Annotated in this window: 14 protein-coding genes and 1 tRNA gene; 10 read left to right on the forward strand and 5 right to left on the reverse strand. The window is 62.7% G+C overall.

The features are described 5' to 3' along the window. Positions 1–40 precede the first annotated feature (40 nt). Positions 41–352: a PsiF family protein gene (locus ACQR2C_RS17740; protein WP_316237131.1), complete on the forward strand. Its 312-nt coding sequence runs from the start codon at positions 41–43 to the stop codon at positions 350–352. A gap of 83 nt (positions 353–435) precedes the next feature. Further along, positions 436–1,521 carry an AbrB family transcriptional regulator gene (locus tag ACQR2C_RS17745; protein WP_434881736.1) on the forward strand — a complete coding sequence of 362 codons (1,086 nt, stop codon included), beginning with the start codon at positions 436–438 and terminating at the stop codon, positions 1,519–1,521. On the opposite strand, the gene ACQR2C_RS17750 is transcribed toward ACQR2C_RS17745, so the two are convergent. After that, the gene (locus ACQR2C_RS17750) at positions 1,518–2,051 is read right to left on the reverse strand and encodes a disulfide bond formation protein B (protein ID WP_315804559.1); all 534 of its coding nucleotides are present in this window, start codon (positions 2,049–2,051) and stop codon (positions 1,518–1,520) included. The two genes, ACQR2C_RS17745 and ACQR2C_RS17750, sit on opposite strands and share 4 nt — an antisense overlap. Before the next feature lie 173 nt (positions 2,052–2,224). Between ACQR2C_RS17750 and ACQR2C_RS17755 the strand changes: the two genes are divergently transcribed. Next, a tRNA-Leu gene (locus tag ACQR2C_RS17755) sits at positions 2,225–2,309 on the forward strand. A gap of 824 nt (positions 2,310–3,133) precedes the next feature. Here the strand turns inward: ACQR2C_RS17755 and ACQR2C_RS17760 are convergent. The 4 genes from ACQR2C_RS17760 to ACQR2C_RS17775 all read right to left on the reverse strand — a co-directional run bounded on the left by ACQR2C_RS17760 (position 3,134) and on the right by ACQR2C_RS17775 (position 7,676). Then, positions 3,134–3,676 (reverse strand): hypothetical protein, encoded by a 543-nt coding sequence (locus ACQR2C_RS17760; RefSeq protein WP_434881737.1) that lies wholly within the window; start codon positions 3,674–3,676, stop codon positions 3,134–3,136. Between the two features lie 735 nt (positions 3,677–4,411). Continuing rightward, the gene (locus tag ACQR2C_RS17765) at positions 4,412–6,541 is read right to left on the reverse strand and encodes a hypothetical protein (RefSeq protein ID WP_434881738.1); all 2,130 of its coding nucleotides are present in this window, start codon (positions 6,539–6,541) and stop codon (positions 4,412–4,414) included. Next, entirely contained in the window at positions 6,538–7,326 is a 789-nt protein-coding gene (locus ACQR2C_RS17770; protein WP_434881798.1) for a phosphatase PAP2 family protein, read from the reverse strand. Before ACQR2C_RS17770 ends, ACQR2C_RS17765 begins: the two co-directional genes overlap by 4 nt. A gap of 5 nt (positions 7,327–7,331) precedes the next feature. After that, entirely contained in the window at positions 7,332–7,676 is a 345-nt protein-coding gene (locus ACQR2C_RS17775; protein WP_434881739.1) for a hypothetical protein, read from the reverse strand. A gap of 228 nt (positions 7,677–7,904) precedes the next feature. Here ACQR2C_RS17775 and ACQR2C_RS17780 point away from each other — a divergent pair, with 228 nt between their 5' ends. From ACQR2C_RS17780 to ACQR2C_RS17810, 7 genes are all read left to right on the forward strand, one after another. Next, positions 7,905–9,572, forward strand: coding sequence for a hypothetical protein (locus ACQR2C_RS17780; protein ID WP_434881740.1), 1,668 nt, complete (start codon positions 7,905–7,907; stop codon positions 9,570–9,572). Positions 9,573–10,182: 610 nt separating this feature from the next. Further along, positions 10,183–10,626, forward strand: a complete 444-nt coding sequence (locus ACQR2C_RS17785; RefSeq protein ID WP_434881741.1) for a hypothetical protein — start codon at positions 10,183–10,185, stop codon at positions 10,624–10,626. Between the two features lie 299 nt (positions 10,627–10,925). Further along, positions 10,926–12,425, forward strand: a complete 1,500-nt coding sequence (locus tag ACQR2C_RS17790) for an AfsR/SARP family transcriptional regulator (RefSeq protein WP_315804565.1) — start codon at positions 10,926–10,928, stop codon at positions 12,423–12,425. Positions 12,426–12,621: 196 nt separating this feature from the next. Further along, positions 12,622–13,878, forward strand: a complete 1,257-nt coding sequence (locus tag ACQR2C_RS17795; RefSeq protein WP_434847141.1) for a cytochrome P450 — start codon at positions 12,622–12,624, stop codon at positions 13,876–13,878. Positions 13,879–13,960: 82 nt separating this feature from the next. Beyond that, on the forward strand, positions 13,961–15,040 hold the full coding sequence (locus ACQR2C_RS17800) for a PEP/pyruvate-binding domain-containing protein (protein ID WP_434881742.1): 1,080 nt from the start codon (positions 13,961–13,963) through the stop codon (positions 15,038–15,040). Between the two features lie 42 nt (positions 15,041–15,082). Beyond that, a complete protein-coding gene (locus ACQR2C_RS17805; RefSeq protein ID WP_434874341.1) occupies positions 15,083–16,891 on the forward strand; it encodes a PEP-utilizing enzyme in 1,809 nt (602 codons plus the stop codon). Positions 16,892–16,945: 54 nt separating this feature from the next. Next, positions 16,946–17,548, forward strand: coding sequence for an HD domain-containing protein (locus ACQR2C_RS17810; RefSeq protein ID WP_315804569.1), 603 nt, complete (start codon positions 16,946–16,948; stop codon positions 17,546–17,548). The last annotated feature ends 11 nt before the right edge of the window (positions 17,549–17,559 follow it).

Below are 17,559 nucleotides of genomic sequence, written 5' to 3' on the forward strand. Positions count from 1 at the left end.
GCCGGACATCGCACCATGCCTTTCGTTCGAGGACTTCAGCATGAGAGTAACTGCCCGGGCGGCGATTGCGGCCATCGCAATGGCCACCCTGTCGGCCGCGGGCCCCGCCCGCGCGCAACCCGGATTGACGCTGCCGGCGCGGCCCGATGCCGCCACCGACAAGTTCGCCACCCTGGACAAGGCTGCGCGCCGGACGATTTCCATCGCCTGCTCCAAGGAGGCCGACGAGCAGGGGCTGAAGGGCAAGGCACGCGGCAAATTCCGCTCGGCCTGCAAGCGCGACAAGGCGGCGGCGGCTGCCGCGACGACACCCGTGCCCGCTCCCTTGCCGACGCCGGACAAGCCGAAATGACCGGCGCCCGCGGACGCATGCGCGCATGGCGCCTGCGCAACGGCGGGAATTGTTCGCGCAGGCGGCTTTTGGCATAAGGCGGCGTGCGCCAGATCATCTCCTCCCTCCCCTTCGACCTGCCGAGCCGCGCCAAGACCCTGAGCGCGATCGAGACCCTCGTGCTCGGCACCGCCGGCGGCCTGATCTTCCTCGTCGCCCATCTGCCCGGCGGGCTGATCTCCGGCGCGATGATCGCGACCGCGATCGCCGCGATCGCCGGCCGCCCGCTGGCGATGCCGCCGATCCTGACCCAAACCGTTCTGCTGCTGCTCGGCATCTCGATCGGCGCCGTCGTCTCGCGCGAGCTGATCAACCATGTCAGCGCCTATCCGGTGACCATCGGCCTGCTGGCGCTCGCGACGTTCTGCTCGACCTTCGGCTCCAGCCTCTATCTGCAGCGCGTCCATGGCTGGGACCGCACCTCGGCGCTGCTCGCCGGCAGTCCCGGCGCGCTGTCGCAGATCACGATGCTCGCGGTCGAGCGCGGCGCCGACCTGCCGGCGATCGCCGTGGTGCAGACGCTGCGGGTGATCATCCTGACGGCGGCGCTGCCGCTGGTGCTGGCCGTGGCCGGCGTCGCACCGGCCGCGCCGATCTCGCTCGGCCAGAGCGTCGCCTCGCCGCTCGGCCTGCTCGCACTGCTGGTGGCCTCGCTGGTCGCGGCGATGCTGATGCAGCTCATCAAGTTTCCGGCGAGCTGGCTGTTCGGTGCGATGGTCGCCAGCGGCGTCCTGCACGGCACCGGCCTCGTCGAGGGCGGCCTGCCGGAATGGATGCGCGGCGTGGCGCTGGTCGGCATCGGCGCCCTGATCGGCAGCCGCTTCGCCCGGATGCGGGTGAAGACCCTGGTCGGCCATATCAGGGCCGCGCTCGGCTCGTTCGCGATCGCGGTGGCGATCTCGGCGCTGTTCGTCACCGTGATCGTGCTGGTGACGCATGTGCGCTTCTCCGACACCATCGTCGCGTTCGCGCCCGGCGCCATGGACGCGATGATGGCGCTGGCGCTGACCTTGCACATCGACCCGATCTTCGTCGGCGCGCATCACCTGTCGCGCTTCGTGTTCGTCACCATCGCCACCCCCGGCATCGTCCATCTGTTCGGACGGCCGCAGGAGGATGTCGACGACTAGGCGCGCTTCCGGGTGATGCCCCAGCCGGCGATGGCGGCGATGGCGAGCGAAATCAGCACGCTGTAGCCGGCAAGCGACAGGCCGAGGAAGCGGAATTGCACCTCGTCGCAGCGCACGACCTTGACGCTGTCGAGCCGCTCCAGGAGGCTGCCGGCGCTGCCGAGATTGCCGATCGGCCCGGTGCATTCGGTCGGGCCCGGCCAGAAGCCCCATTCGACCCCGGAATGATAGACGCCGAGCCCGGCATTGCCGAGCGCGGCCAGCGCGACCACGCCGAGCCCCGCGAGCACCAGCGCGCGCGGTGCGCCGCCTTTGGCGGCGAGCGCGATCAGCAGCCCGAGCGGGACGATCGCATAATAGGCCCAGCGCTGCTTCAGGCAGAGCTCGCAGGGCTGCAGGCCCCAGACCAGCTGCATGTACCAGGCGCCGGCCAAGGCCGCCGCCGCGATGCCGGCCGCGAGCAGCGCCGCCGCCACCGCCGGGCTCATGCTCCCCGCCGCAGGGCGCGCCATCACAGAAGTATTGGTCATCGGTCCTCCCGAACGGGGCTGCCTCCGGTCCCATGCCGGGCCGTTCCGGCTCCTACTCCGGCCCGCGAAAGCTGTCGAGATGCGCGCCCATCACGTCCGTGCGGGTTGACCCGGCCCGACCGCCCGCTATAGTCCGCCCGCTTCGCTATGGTTCCTGCACAGGCCCGGCGAATGCCCCTGTGGCGGAACTGGTAGACGCGCTCGACTCAAAATCGAGTTCCGCAAGGAGTGCTGGTTCGATTCCGGCCAGGGGCACCACGCTTCGCCCTGCGGGCTACGCGTGGCGCAGCCGCGCGAGTAGCCCGCAGGGCGAAGCGTGTCCGGCGAAGCCTCTTGGCGAAGCCGGACGTTTGAGCCCCCCAAGTCTCGCTTGAGCCGCGCTCTCTGATTTCCCATCAACCCTGTCAAACAGCCTGCGCTCGTCGCAGCTACTGACGCCCATGCCACCGCGATCTCGCGACCTGTCAGGCCCGAGCTCTGCTGCAGTCTGGCGTCCTCTTGAATTGAGAGGGCGCAGGGAAGGCCGAGTGCCGACTGGCACCCATGGCCCCCGTGCGGAAAAAATGCACGGGGCAGGAACCACAGGCTCAGCCGGAAACAACCCGGCCTTCCCTGCGCAATGGTTTGAACGGCTGCTCCGGGCTCTCCCTGGGGACCGGCTTGCTTGCCCCCGTCATCGACATCGTCGCCGACCAAGACACCAGCGTCGGGGTGTCGGGACCACACGGCTTGACCGTCCGCAAAACGACGTTCGTCCGCACCTCCATGAGATGCTGCGTCGCCCCGCGGCCACCGCTCCCCGCCGCAACGTCCCGTGACGATCGCGATACGCCCCTCTCAGTGCGGGCGGGATGGCCGGAGATGTGGAGCTGATTTGCCCGACGGCGCAAGGGGATTTTTTGCGGCCGAGTAGCACGACGGGCAGTTTGCGCAAGGCTGGGATGCGTGAGGGTTAGAGGCGTTGGTAGAAGAGTGCACCATCACCATGACTGCGCGATTGGTTGGCGGCCATCAACCAACACGTATTCGGCGCGCTCGTACGAAGAAGGGCGAATGCGTGTTCGCCCTCCCTTCGTTCGGGTTCAAAGGCACTGAATAATGCAACCGCCGGCACAGCCCAGCCAGCACTGCCAGTCGCCACCACAGGAAATACATTGGGGCGCGCAATTCTTAAGACAATCCCAATTTATCAACGGGCGGATCTCTTTCGCCGTCTTCCCGAGGTCAATGGTCACGTTGCAGCTGCCTGGCTTCGTAACGTCGTCGCAGTGAATTGTAATGGTGCCTTCAACCTTGAAAACCCCGTTGTCTAGCGGATCGAACTTGAACCATAGAACGACGTCAGCCTTCGGGTACAAAATGTCGAACTTCTTAAGTTCGATCTCGAGACCGCCAAAGCTCCCAAGCCGCTGGAAAATCAGCAAGCTACGCTTATCGGATGGGTTGTCACTGAGAATTTCCAGCGCAGGATTGCCCCGTGCGTCCAACAACGACACCCGCACATCGCTAGCCGCCAACTTCGACTGAAATTTCGTCTCAGCTTGCTTCTTGAGGGCGCCGATAGCTTCCATATTAGTACGTGAAGGCTGCTTTGATCCCGCACAATTGCAACTATTATCGCACATGATAAATCTCCTTACTTCCAGTTGGGGCGCACCGCTTCAATACGGGCAGGAAAATTCTGCCTGACCGGCGTGAAGTGAGCGTCAGACAGCTGCAAGTTCGCCGTGAAAACTCAGTTGACATGGAGATATTTGGCGACAGCAAACAGCGCGACAATCAGCGTTACGATACCGCTCATGAATATCAGCCATTAGACGCCCCAATCTATTCCACATACCATCGCATACTTAAAACTGGGACATGACCGTCGGCGGCGTTCGCCTTGCAAGCGACACGACACCCTCGTGATTTCACTTAGCCGCCAACTAATTATTTATACTTTCTATCACCACCGAGGTAGCCGGCCGCCCCAACCGAATGTCCGGCACTCAGTTGGGCTACGAGAGGCGGCTGGTTCTTATCCGAAGCCGGGATTGAGCTCGACGGAGAACCAGACTTCGCGGCAGGTTTGCAAGGCGCAGCAAGCTCTCACTCTGTCTATTGCGCCAAGTCGTTGGCGGTTTGCCCTGCCGTATGCGACGCGGCGACCATGATGATGCCTTCGTCCTGATCCCCGCCCACTGAATATTCCCGCAACAGCGCGACTCCAGGGCGTATCACCATCAGCAATGGCTGAACAATCGGAACACGGCCTCGGTTTGATCGCGCCGCGGGCAATGCAGTCGGCTAGCCAACAACGCTCAGATGCCTCGGTGGAGACAACAATGGTGTGATTTGTTTTGTCGGTCGGCGGCAATCTAACGCCGCCTCTTCTCCTTTGGCTCCTTCACCGCCGGATATCGACGCCTCGGAATGTGTCGATCGGAGCGGGGCCGGAAGATGTATTTTCCGAGCCGCGGATCGGGTGGATCGATGGGAATCGTGACCGGATTAGTCACCGCCGAATTGATGCCAACCGGCACATCCGGACTGTCGGCAGCCGGATGAGCCATCGCCCGCAGTTCGTCTGCCACCTTCCGCACGATCTGAGGCGCGGCGACGCTGGTGCCGTTGAGCTTGACAGCCGAGCCACTGAACGTGCCCGCGGCGAGGACGCCCCAGAGCGCATTGCCTTCGTCAGCGAACGCCGAGCAGTCCGGCCCCGGCCGAACCAAAGCGGGGCCGCTCGAAGTATAGTCGGAAGGGGGATGCCCCTCAGACGCCTCGGCGGCGCCGACGACGATGACATGGTCGCTCTCAATCATCGAGCCGGTTGCGATCGACGATAGGGTGTCCGCATACCTAATTGGACAACCGTCCCTCTGCATTCGATAATCGCCGGTCCGCGGATCTCGGTCATAAGCACCGGCGTGATCGAGGTAAGATTGGCGGCCGCGCCGCGGGTAGCCGAACGGCGTATCGTCGCGCTGAACGTAGACATGTGCCGTGATCGCCGTCCCGGTCAAATTCCGAAGAGACAGCTTCCAGCGACCGGAAGGTGCGATCTCGCGGCAGTCGTCGTTGCGCACGGTCGGATTGACAGCGAGCAGGATCCGCTCGCGTACGGATTTTCCGCGCTGAATGCGGTCGAAATAAATCCCAGCGATCGGACCGCCACCGATCGTCGCCTGGTGAATGTAACCCTCGCTAGGCCGAATGGGTGGGCTCGTCCTCGCGTCCTGTGCGGTCAGCCAGATCTCCACCGGTGCCTGTCCCGGCTTGCCTTCGGCGCCGGTATCGAGCCAAATCTCGACGTAGTTCGTTGCTGCACTATCGGGGTGGATGACCCAATCCAGGGTTTCGACCTCCTTTTTGAGCTCCAGTTTTGCGGCGGCGCGAGTGCGATAGCTGTTGCCCGCCGGCATGACCAAGCGGGTCAGATTGGGGTTTTGATGGCGCTTGTTGCGGTGGCGGACCATGCCGGCGAGCGCTTTTTCGAGATACTGAGTGCCATCCTTAGGACCCGCCAAAAGGCCATAGCTGAAGTTCATGACCAGCGGAATTGGCTTCCCGGCTTCGCTCAATGCATCGGCCCACGTCATGATCATCCTGACCGCCTGCAGCACATAGCTTCCCATCGTCAGCCCCGACGTGTCGATCGTCGCCACCGACGGCAATTGGACAGCGAGGATCGACACTCCTTCGCTGCCCCGACCTCCGCCTGCAGCCAGATCGAGCAAATGCGTCCCATGGCTGACGCGTGCGGCCAGTGGATTGTAGGCGCGGGTCTTGCCGAAATCGGTCGCACCAACCTTCCGGTAAATGCGGTCTTCGCTTTTGGATTCCTGCAACAACTGCTTGATCTCGTCATGCATAAGGCGGCGGCCGAATACGACGGCGTTGTCTGCCGGACTCCGCTTCTCCGTCTCCTGTAGCCACATGGCCGCGATCTTCGAGACCATACGGCGATCTCGAAATCTTTCGTGCGCAAAGGCAATCCCGTCGTCGATGATGCCGATAGCAACCTTGGTAGCCGCCAGGAAGGAAGGTTCGAAGCTGGTCGGATCGGGCTGGGGGTTGAAGTCGTTGAACTGCAAACCGATGATTGGCGGCCCCACGAAAAGAGAGCGATAAAATCCGGGATCGCGGTATTGGCCGTCGCGATAGATGAACGATTCCTGTCGATAGATGAAGAACTGCATGTCGACTTCATCGATCTCTGGCGGCTTAGGCCCTTCCAGGGCCTTGATCCACCAACTCAGGAGAGTCCGCTCGTCATCGCTCATTCGAATGGTGAATTTCTTGGCCGGGACGTCGTGGTCAGGCACGTAGCCCTCATCGACGGCGCGTTGTAGCTCGTAAAGGCTCGCAAGAGCGCTGCGCAACGGCCTGATCTGGATTTGCACAGAGCACCAGGGATCCGGGTTGGGCTTGCGCCGGGTCCGGAATTCCCAGTCCAGATAGGGATCGGGACGGTCGCAAGCGGTCTTTTTCCAATGAAGCTTCATCGCGATTTGCCTACCACTCCGATCATCAACTGACACTCCGCGACCGCCTGGTCCCAGAGATGGTTCAGATCACAGGATTTCGGCACTTCGGCGCGCGTATTTCCAGATATTTTGCGTCCGCTGTCGGACTTGGCCTTTCGCTCCTGAGGGTCGTCGACGAATTCAGATATCCAATCTTCGTAGCAGAAGTCGCCGTCGAATCCTCGCCCATCGAAAGCATGCGTCTTCAGAAAACGGCCGCCGCAGAAACGCGCAATATAGAACTCCGCCAAGGCGAGACCGAGCTTCATGCCGGCTACACTGTCGACTGGGAAGTGAACACCGGCAACCGTCCGGTTTATGGCGATGCGTTCGGCAATCCGCATCAGTTGCTCAAAAGTCGGATCGTCGCTATCGAATTTGATGCGTGCGCTTCTGGCTTGCGACAGCAACGCATAGAACACGAAAGCGGCGGCAAAGGATTCCGTCGCGTGCCCGCTTGGCAGTGAGCCGTGACCGGGCGTTGGAATCATCGGCTGGATCTGGGGCGAGTACTCGACCGGTCGCCGGCAGGTCAGCGCATGCTTGACCCGCATCTCGATTAGGCCGGTCACGTTCAGGACCAGCGTCAGCAGCTCGAACGTCCGCCGAGTTCGATCCGGGTGCAGGAAGCCCACCGAGCCGAGGAACGACAGGATGTCCGTCATCTCCGTCATGATCTCGCCGCTGCGCTCCATCCGAAGTGCCGCATAGTTATGCACAAAGATCAGTTGTTTGGCGAAATCGGATGGACTTGGCCTGATCATGTGAATCAACGCACATGTACCGTCTTCGCCGCGCCCCGATATTCGACGCAAACGGACTCGCTTGTTTCGTTGCAATCTCCGACATCGTAGTAGATTCCGGACAGCAGTTCGGCGGTCAGGGTTCGCAATCGCACCGGCGTCGACCAGCGGTCCAGCGCGTACGGTTTGGCTTCGTAGTTTGCCGGAGGGGTACCAACATCCCGCCATATCCCCACCACGCCCTCGCGACCCGAGATGAGCGCCCGTGCTGCCGTGAACGACCGGGAGCGCGCGCTTTCGCCACTTTCACCGCTCTCGCCGCTCTCGCCACTCTCGCCACTTTCACCGCTCTCGCCGCTTATCCGCGCCATTTGCGCCTCCCCGGGAAAACCCGACGAACAACCTCAGGTACGTCGCGATGCTCAGTTCGAAGCCCTGAACGGTCAAGTCGTCCGCAGTCGGAATTAACGCAATTTCACGCATATTTCACGTTGACAGGTGTTTGCCGCAGGATTTCACTCCATGGTTGAGAAACGTCTTCCGCTACCTTTGAGGGTAGCGGGCTACGAAAGACAGGGCAGGACCCTCAAGAGCGATCCATGCGAAGTTCGACAGCCAAGGTGCATCTTCGGTTATTTGGTCCGCCCAAGATCATCAATTCGAACGGTGAAGATTGCACGCCGCGGGGACGGAAGGCATGCGCACTGCTGGCAATGCTGGCGCTATCGCCTGAAAACAAAAGATCGCGCGTCTGGATCCAGGATAAGCTGTGGGGCAGTCGAGGCAAGGAGCAGGGCGCGGCAAGCCTTCGCCAAAGCCTGTCAGAAATTCGAAAGGCATTTGGAAACGATCACGGAGTGCTTTTTGCGGACAGCTATGTGCTGGCGCTCGATCCGACCTTATTTGATACGGATTTCGATCTTGCCACAAAAGCGGACGACTCCGGCGAACTCCTGGAAGGCATCGATATTGGCGAAGATGGTTTCGAGGACTGGCTTCGATCGCAACGTCAGAACTTCAGCGATCGCCGCACTACGCGCCAAGCAAGGACCGATCGCCCTGCGGACATTGCCCTCGAAGAGCCGGTGCGCGGACGTTCGATTCCACGGAATCGGATCGTGCTGGTTCGCAACTCCAAGTCTGGAGAGTCCGACGCATCGTTGCTCGCGGACAGCCTGATCGACTCGGTAGCAAAAACCATACAGGAACTCGGCGTCGCCGAGGTCATCGATTGTCGGGATACGATGGACCCGGCTTGCAACGACAAGGGCGCAGCGCCGCGCAAGACGCTTTCGCTACATTCGGACGTGTTCGGAGGCCACACGAGGCAAATCGTCCGCCTCGCATTGTCGCAGCGACCGGAACATTCCCTGAAGTGGTCGTCCACGCTGCAGCTACCCGGCATTCAGGCGCTGGACTTGAACGATGCGGATGTCATGCGGTGCGTCAATCTCGTCGTCAACGTCGCCATCGATCAGTTCATCACGGTCCGTTCGGGAGGGCCGGATGCCGAGGTAGCCTCCGATCTCTGCTATTCGGGGATTCTGCATCTTTTCAGGCTCGGCAAGATCAACTTTGCGACGGCCGATAAGCTCTTCGCGGCCGCATTCGATATTGAATCACGCGGGATCTATCTTGCTTGGCGGGCGTATCTGCGAACCTTTCTACTTGCTGAACGACAATTCAGTTGCCGTCAGACACTGCAAGCCGAGGCCCTCGACTTCATGTACCGCGCCCTCGAACTCGAACCTCACAATTCTTATGTCGCTGGCCTGAGCGCGCACGTTCAGACCATGATGCGGCGGTCCTACGTCGCCGCATACGAACTGGCCGAACGCAGCATCCAATTGAACCACGCCAATCCGATCGGCTGGGCGTGTCTGGGAATCGCCAAGAGCTATCTCGGCAAGCCCGACGAGGGCTTCCAACATACGCTGCTTGCGCGCACCATCGCCGGAACTGCACCATTCAGATACCAGATGGATGCGTTGAGCTGTATCGCGGGGACGATGGCGGGCGAACTCGATAAGGCCGTCCATCTGGCGGAGGCCAGTCATGCGCTGGCGCCGACCTTCGCACCACCCTTGCGTTACCTTTCAGCGCTCTATGCGCACGAAGGCAAGCACGATCTCTCTTCCGAGATGGTGAGGAGATTGCAGGCCAGCGAACCGGACTTCTCATACGACAAGCTGCGCGACAAGGCCTATCCTGCGGCCGGCCTGCATCGGTCATCGATCATCGATTCGTTGCCGGCGAGACAACTTTGATGACGTTGAAGTCCGCCGGTATGCTGACCACGCAGCTCATTGATCCTCATTGCACAACGTTGATGAAGATGAACCGCCGTGGACGGCTCCATCAAGAGAGCCGAATGGCCTATGGAATCATAAATCATGTGAGTAAGGCTGTGAGTACCGACTTCGGGTGCTTCCAGGAAGCCTTGGTTACAGCATTCTTCGCGGTGCTTCGATTCCGGCCAGGGCACCATTTGGACCGTTCGCCCGCATCCGCCGTCGGCCGTTTGCCCCTCAACATCAAAGACAAGCCGCATTTGCCCTTCGCTGGCGTCCGCCCCCTCTGCCGGTATTCTTGATGGAAGTTCGCGGAGGTCATGGTATCGCGAGTCGTGGGTGGAATCGAACCGGCCGAGTCCGCCCCGTATCTCCGGCACCTGAAGCCGGCAGACAAGGATTACAAACGCTGAGATGAAGGCGGGTTTTTCATGCTCGCCACCGCGGCTTTGGCGCTTCGCCTATCGTCGCCGGATTGGCGACAATACGCTCAATGCTGCGCTCTGCAGACTCGGCTGCGATAACACTGAGCGCACCACTCACGGTCTTCGTTCGCCCCCTCGGTCCCATCGAATGAAGGTGGCAGATGGAACGTGGGTGGCTGCGCGAACTGAACCACGCCAACCCGATCGCCTGGGCCTGTCTGGGAATCGCAAAGAGCTATCTCGGCAAACCAGAGGACGGCTTTCAGCACACATTGCTTGCCCGTACGATCGCTGGTGCGGCGCCTTTCCGTTTTCAGCTCGATGCCCTGAGCTGCATTGCGGGGACCATGGCGGGAGAACTGGACAAGGCCGTCCATCTTGCAGAAGCCAGCCATGCTCTTGCTCCGACCTTTGCTCCACCCTTGCGATATTTGTCAGCTCTCTGTGCCCATAATGGGCACCGTGAGCTTTCTTTCGAGATGGTTCGCAAGCCGCAGACAACGGAGCCAGACTTCTCATATGACAAGCTGAGGGATAAAGCCTATTCCGCGGCTGGCCTCCATCGAACATCAATCATCAACTCGCTGCCAGCCCGACAGTTCTAGCGGCGTCCCCCTTCATCCGAGAGGTCATGGAGCGGCAATCCACGAGCGCCTGCCGGTCGAGAGGAGCCTCGCGTTGAGACAATCAGCTCCGCTGGCTTGCTCGATCCGCATCCCCCTCCCCCGAACCCGAACATGCATCGTCGCTGAAGGCTATTCATTTCGCTGCCGCATTTCACGGCCTTTGGATCTCGCCAGCTTGCTGGAATGCTCGCGAAACAGGGCCTTGCAACCTTCCGGCGGCCGCTCTTAGACTACCTCCAGTCTGCTGACGGCAATGGGGTTGTCGCGGGTGAGGACCCATGACCAAGAATAGTTCTGTCAACCTCGCCCTATTCGCGACGCAGCAAAAGCTTCTTTTTGCGGACTTCTTCAAGCTTTACCAGACTGTCGCACAGCCGTGCCGGATCTTCGTGATCGCGGCGGACGTCAACGCGGTCGCGCGGGTCGAGAAGCTCGCAAAGCGCATCAACAAGAGCGGATTCGTCGAGGGCAAGAGCTTTGTCGAGATGGCGTTGCTGCGGGTGCCGATCTCGTTTCGAGATGTCGCAGGCCGAATCGAGAGGTGGGTGGCGCCGACCCGCAGACACGGCCCCGCCCTGCTCGTCGTCGACATGAGCTGGGGCCTCGAGACCAACTCGGCGACGGCCAATTTCGAGGGTTGGCCCGCACTTGCTGAAACGCTCACCCAGCAGTCCGAGGTCTCGATCGCCTCTCTCTATAACCGCCGGGTGCTGATCGACGAGCAGTTGCTCGTCGCGCTGCGCGGCCATCCGCAGATCCTCACCAGCGCCGGACTGGTGGACAATCCGCATTGGCTGCCGTCGCGGCTGCAGACGCGCGGCGCGTTGCGTGAGCAGGTCGATTTCTGGCTCGGCGCGATCGCGCCGGAGTTGCGGATCGGGACATCGGCGGCCGCGCTGCACGCAGCCGAAGGCGCCGACCCCATGTGGCTGTTGCGGCGATCGGCAGAAGAGCCCAGTACAGTTCATCTCGACAGCCGCGACCGCTGGAAGATCCGCTGCTTCGGACGGTTGCGGATCTATCGCAACGACGGCAGCCAGGTGAACTGGGACCCGCCCGGCGGAGCGACCCGCAAGACCAAGACCCTGTTCGCCTATCTGCTGCAGAAGGGCGGCCATGGCGCAGCCACCGACGAGCTTGCGGATCTGCTCTGGCCCAACGCCGAGGACATCGAGGCCGCGCGTAACCGCCTCTATCACACCGTGCGCTATCTGCGGCTGGCGCTCGGCCAGCCCAACGGACGCGACGAGACGCGCAACTATGTCCGACGCGAGGGATCGCGCTACGTGCTGGTGCCCCCGGAGCGCAGCTGGCTCGACATTTCAACCTTCGAACAGCTCTGCCGTCAGTCCCAGGGTCACATCAAGGCGGGCGCCAGCGACGAGGCGCTGATCTGTCTGCAGGCGGCGGACCGTCTGTACACCGGAGACCTGTTCGAGGACATTCCGGTCGAGTACGCCGACGATGGCGAGCGCGACTGGTGCTGGAGCAAGCGCTATTGGCTGCGCGACATGTTCTTCAAGGTGCAACGCGACGCGGCACGGATCTATCTCGAACGCAACGACCACTCGGCCGCGCTCGCGCATTGCCAGAAGGCGCTGGCGATCGATCCCTTGTGCGAGATGGCGCACGCCGAGGCAATGCAGGTGTTCAAGGCGCAAGGACGACGCGAAGCGATCGACCGCCAGTTCAAGCTGTACCTCGACTCGCTCAAGCATTTCGACAACCGGCCGAAGAGCGCCTCGCTTCAGGAGCTGCACCGCAAGCTCACGGCGTAAGGCCGCTCGTTCGCGACCGGCTCGGCAACGCGACCTTTGCCGGCCAGGCCATGCGCCATGGGGCTGCCGCCGCCCGCATAATTGACGATTTGTCTCAAATTGTCATAGAGTTAAGGGCTAAAGAAAACCCAAAGGCCGCCGCTTAGAGTGAGCCCATGACAACGTCGCCACCAAGGGCGGCGAATGGGAGGACGACATGCCAGGTTCGGCAGCTCAGCTGGCGCGGTGTCCCTACAGCGACGCCGCCAAAGACTTCGATCCCTTCGAGATGCGCGATCCGTTCCCGTTCTATGAATGGGCCCGCGCCGAGGCGCCTGTCTTCTTCTCCGACGAGCTGAAATATTTCGTGGTGGCGCGCCACGCCGACATCAAGGCTGTGTTCGACGACTGGCGCACATTCTCCTCGGAGAACGCCCAGGCCCCGCTTCGCCCGATGTGCGAGGAAGGCAAGCGCATCATGCGCGAGGGCGGCTTCACCGCCTATTCCGGCCTGTCGGCGCGGGTACCGCCCGATCACACCCGCATCCGCAAGCTGGTCCAGGGCTGCTTCGGGCCGCGCCGGTTCAGGGCGATCGAGCCGGAGATCAAGGCGATCGTCAACCAGGCGATCGATGCCTTCGCCGATCGCGGACATGCCGACTTCTTCCGCGAGTTCGCCTATGATGTGCCGGCGCTGGTGCTGTTCAAGCTGGTCGGCATTCCCAATATGGACGTGCCGCGCGTGAAGTCCTGGGCGGTGAGCCGCGCGCTGCTGACCTGGGGCGACCTCAGCGACGACGAGCAGATCGTGCATGCGCGCAACATGGTCGAATACTGGACCTACTGCCGCGCGCTGGTGCGTCAGCGCCACGACGATCCGACCGACGATCTGCCGGGCGATCTGGTCCGACTGCAGAAGGACGGCGCCGAGATCAGCGACGAGGAGATCGCCGGCGTTCTCTACAGCGTACTGTTCGCCGGCCACGAGACCACGACGACCCTGATGGCCAACGGCATGCGCGAGCTGCTGCAGCGGCGCGACAACTGGGAAGCCATCATCGCCGAGCCGCAGCTCATTCCGAAGGCGGTCGAGGAATGCTTGCGCTTCAGCCCGTCCATCGTGGCCTGGCGCCGGCGCGCCCTGAATGACACCCAGATCGGCGGCGTGCCGGTGCCGAAGGATTCCAATATCCTCCTGCTCATCGGCTCCGCCAATCGCGACGAGGCGGTGTTCTCCGCGCCGACCCGTTTCGACGTCCGGCGCACCGACGCGAGAAGCCATCTGGCCTTCGGCTACGGCATTCACACCTGCGTCGGCCAGCAGCTGGCCCGCATCGAGTTCGCGATCGCGCTCGGCGAGCTCACCCGCAGGCTTCCTGGTCTCCGGCTCGCTGCCGACCAGACCATCGACTTCGTTCACAACATCTCGTTCCGCGTGCCGACGGCGCTTCGGATCGAATGGGACGTGACCTGACGCGACGATCGTCACTTGGCCGCGTTTCACAAGCAACAACAAGTCCGGAGCCGATCCGGGCCATAAGGTGGGGAACAGACGCATGGGCGCCAACGCAGCCGCATCCTTCATCGTGCCGTTCGAAGTCGCACGCGAGGACGACTTCCCGCGCATCGGCGGCAAATGCGCGAGCCTGGCGCGCATGATCGCCCAGGGCGTGCGCGTTCCCGCGGGATTTGCGGTCGCGACCGACGCCTACGCCCTTCATCTTCGAAGCAACGGACTCGAGGCGACGATCAGCGAGCGCCTGTCGCGGATCGTGCTCGACGATGTCGATGACGAAGAGAAGTTGTCGCACGAGATCCGCGACGCAATCATGGCGCAGCCGATGCCGGGCGCGGTCGAGCAGGCGATCCGCGAGGCGTATCGCCGGATGTCGCCCGACGGTCAGTTGCCGGTGGCGGTTCGCTCGTCGGCGACCGCCGAGGACCTGCCCGACGCCAGCTTCGCCGGCCAGCAGGATACCTATCTCTGGGTGGTCGGCGAGGACGCCGTGGTCGAGAAGGTCAAGGCGTGCTGGGCCAGTCTCTTCAACGCGCGCGCGATCTCCTACCGTGCCGAGAACGGGCTCGGCCAGATCGACGTGCTGATGTCGGTCGGCGTCCAGAAGATGGTCAACGCCGCCGCCGCGGGCGTGGCGATGACGCTGGATCCGATCAACGGCGACCGTACCAAGATCGTGATCGATTCCGCCTTCGGGCTCGGCGAGCCCGTGGTCTCCGGCGAAATCACGCCCGACAATTTCGTCGTCGAGAAGGTGCTTCTGCAGGTCATCAAGCAGCGCATCGCCGAAAAGGACTTCGAGCTCGTCGCCGATCGCGCCGAGCGCCGGACCGTCGAGCGCGTGATCGCGCCGGAACGTCGTACCCTGCCCTCCCTGTCCAATACCCAGGTGCTCGCCGTCGCCAGGCTCGCCAAGTCGCTCGAGCGCAGCATGGGCTGTCCGCAGGACGTCGAATGGGCGATCGATGCCGATCTCCCTGAGGACGAGAACCTCGTCGCGCTGCAGAGCCGGCCGGAGACCGTCTGGAGCCAGAGGAAGAAGCAGTCGACCGCGATCTACGAGACCGGGATTGCGGGTGTACTTGGAACGCTGCTGGCCCCGGTCCAGGCCAAGCGGTGAGCATCACGACAACAAACAACAGATAACCGAGGGGAAACGACAATGACGGCGCATGCGAAATTCCCAAGTCCCTATGACCTGAAGACGCCGGTCGGCGCCGAGGGCTGGGAGAAGCTCTACCCCTATTATCTCCAGTTCCAGAACAGCCTGCGCGACAAGGAGGACGGCAAGTTCTGGTTCTGCGACTCGCAGCACTGGCCGAGCCCGTTCAAGCCGTTCGACGCCGTCACGGTCGAATTCGCGGTCAAGTGCCTCGGCCAGTACAATACGCGGCACTATCTGATCCCGCCGGCAAACGGCGTCGAATACCGCATCCACAATGGCTATTGCTACATGAGCCCGGTGGCGGTGGCGCCCGAGCTGATCGCAGGCCGCGTGCCGCATTTCATGGAGCGCGCCGGCTACTACTTCCAGAACTGGGATCGCCTGCTGGCGAACTGGGACAAGAAGGTCCGAGCCAACATCGCCGATCTCGAGGCGCTCAACTTCGAGCCGCTGCCCGAAGCCGTGCCGCTGGAGTGGATCACGGCGGGAGTCGGCCTCGACAACACCTACGCGCTGATGGAGACCTATGACCGGGCGATCCAGCTGCTCTACAAGACCTGGCAGTATCATTTCGAGTTCCTGAATCTCGGCTACGCGGCCTATCTCGACTTCTTCAGCTTCATGAAGGGGCAATTCCCCACCATTCCCGACCAGGCGATCGCCAAGATGGTGCAGGGCGTGGAAGTCGACCTGTTTCGTCCGGACGACGAGTTGAAGAAGCTCGCCAAGCACGCCGTGACGCTCGGTGTCGCCGATGCCCTGAAGAGCGGATCGGTTGACGAGGCGCTGGCCGCGGTCGGCCGTGCGCCGAACGGCGCCGAATGGCTGAAGGCCTGGAGCGAGGCGCAGGATCCCTGGTTCAACTTCACCTCCGGCAACGGCTTCTACTCGACCGACAAGTACTGGATCGAGCATCTCGACATCCCGCTCGGCTATGTCAGGGACTACGTCGTCCGCGTGCAGCGGGGCGAGGAGATCGACCGGCCGACGGAGGCCATCGCCAAGGAGCGCGACCGCATCACGTCCGAATATGCCGAGATGCTGGACGCCGATGCACGCGCCGCCTTCGAGGGCAAGCTGGGCCTGGCCCGGACCGTGTTTCCCTATGTCGAGAACCACAATTTCTACATCGAGCATTGGTCGATGAGCGTCTTCTGGCGCAAGATGCGCGAGCTCGGCGCCATCTTCCGCGATGCCGGCTTCTGGAAGGACGCCGACGACCTGTTCTATCTGAATCGTCAGGAGGTCCGCGACGCGCTGTTCGACTACGGCAATGGCTGGGCCGTCGGCGCACCGGCGATCGGTCCGACCTATTGGCCGCCGGAGATCGAGCGGCGGAAGAAAATCCTGGCTGCGCTCGCGACGACACCGCCGCAGCCCGCGCTCAACAATCCGCCCGACGTCATCACCGAGCCGTTCACGATCATGCTGTGGGGCATCACCACGGAGAGCATCGGCCGATGGCTCGATGGCGCTGCCAACACCACCAAGCTGTCCGGCATGGCCGCCTCCCCCGGCCTCGTCGAGGGCCGCGCCCGCGTGGTGCGCTCCGCTGACGAGCTCGGCCAGATCCAGCAGGGCGAGATCCTGGTCGCGCCGGTCACCGCGCCGAGCTGGGCGCCGATCTTCGGCAAGATCAACGCGATCGTCACCGACATCGGCGGCATGATGTCCCACGCCGCGATCGTGTGCCGCGAATACGGCCTGCCCGCCGTCACCGGCACGGGACGCGCCAGCTCCTCGATCAAGAACGGACAGATGCTGCGCGTCAACGGCTCGACCGGCGAAGTGACCATCCTGTCCTGACCCAATCGAGAGAGGCCGGCAGCGCCGGCCTCTCTCCGCATATGGAACATTGCAATGCTCGATAGGTCCGATGTCGGCAACCGCTATGACGAGGTCTGGCGCATCAGCGAGCCGTACATGCGCGCGCGCAAGAACGACGTCCACATTCCCCTGTCCTATGCCTACGCGCGCAAGCTGCTCGTGCACTATCCGGACGCGGACGAGGACATCGTTTCGCTCGCGATCATCCTGCACGACATCGGCTGGTACGCGATCGACATGAAGGACATCATCGAGAAGGGTTTTGGCCCCAACATGATGCAATCAGACGTGCGCTTTCTGCACGAGAGCGAAGGCGTGCGCATGTCGCGCGAGGTGCTGGAGCAGGCCGACTGGCCGGAGTCGGTCATCGTCGCGGTCGGCGAGATCATCGACGGCCACGACACCCGTCCCTACCCGCGCTCGCTGAACGACCGGATCGTGCGCGACGCCGACAAGCTGTGGCGCTACACGACCACCGGCGTTGCGGTGGCCTGCGACTGGTTCAAGATGACGCCACGTCAATATGCGTCGCGCCTGACGACCCAGCTCGCCGTGCTCGAGACCGAAGCCGGACGGCTGATGGCCGAGGCGGCGTTGGGCGAGACCCGGGCCGCGCTGATGCTCGACCTGATCTGAGCGAGGGGCGC

Source organism: Bradyrhizobium sp. HKCCYLRH3061, assembly GCF_051168015.1.
GTDB lineage: Bacteria > Pseudomonadota > Alphaproteobacteria > Rhizobiales > Xanthobacteraceae > Bradyrhizobium.

Coding starts and splice junctions, on each gene's coding strand:
- ACQR2C_RS17780 (WP_434881740.1), top strand. CDS start 7,905: ATGCGAAGTTCGACAGCCAAGGTGCATCTTCGGTTATTTGGTCCGCCC.
- ACQR2C_RS17760 (WP_434881737.1), bottom strand. CDS start 3,676: ATGTGCGATAATAGTTGCAATTGTGCGGGATCAAAGCAGCCTTCACGT.
- ACQR2C_RS17770 (WP_434881798.1), bottom strand. CDS start 7,326: ATGATCAGGCCAAGTCCATCCGATTTCGCCAAACAACTGATCTTTGTG.
- ACQR2C_RS17790 (WP_315804565.1), top strand. CDS start 10,926: ATGACCAAGAATAGTTCTGTCAACCTCGCCCTATTCGCGACGCAGCAA.
- ACQR2C_RS17765 (WP_434881738.1), bottom strand. CDS start 6,541: ATGAAGCTTCATTGGAAAAAGACCGCTTGCGACCGTCCCGATCCCTAT.
- ACQR2C_RS17750 (WP_315804559.1), bottom strand. CDS start 2,051: ATGACCAATACTTCTGTGATGGCGCGCCCTGCGGCGGGGAGCATGAGC.
- ACQR2C_RS17775 (WP_434881739.1), bottom strand. CDS start 7,676: ATGGCGCGGATAAGCGGCGAGAGCGGTGAAAGTGGCGAGAGTGGCGAG.
- ACQR2C_RS17785 (WP_434881741.1), top strand. CDS start 10,183: ATGGAACGTGGGTGGCTGCGCGAACTGAACCACGCCAACCCGATCGCC.
- ACQR2C_RS17800 (WP_434881742.1), top strand. CDS start 13,961: ATGGGCGCCAACGCAGCCGCATCCTTCATCGTGCCGTTCGAAGTCGCA.
- ACQR2C_RS17805 (WP_434874341.1), top strand. CDS start 15,083: ATGACGGCGCATGCGAAATTCCCAAGTCCCTATGACCTGAAGACGCCG.
- ACQR2C_RS17810 (WP_315804569.1), top strand. CDS start 16,946: ATGCTCGATAGGTCCGATGTCGGCAACCGCTATGACGAGGTCTGGCGC.
- ACQR2C_RS17795 (WP_434847141.1), top strand. CDS start 12,622: ATGCCAGGTTCGGCAGCTCAGCTGGCGCGGTGTCCCTACAGCGACGCC.
- ACQR2C_RS17740 (WP_316237131.1), top strand. CDS start 41: ATGAGAGTAACTGCCCGGGCGGCGATTGCGGCCATCGCAATGGCCACC.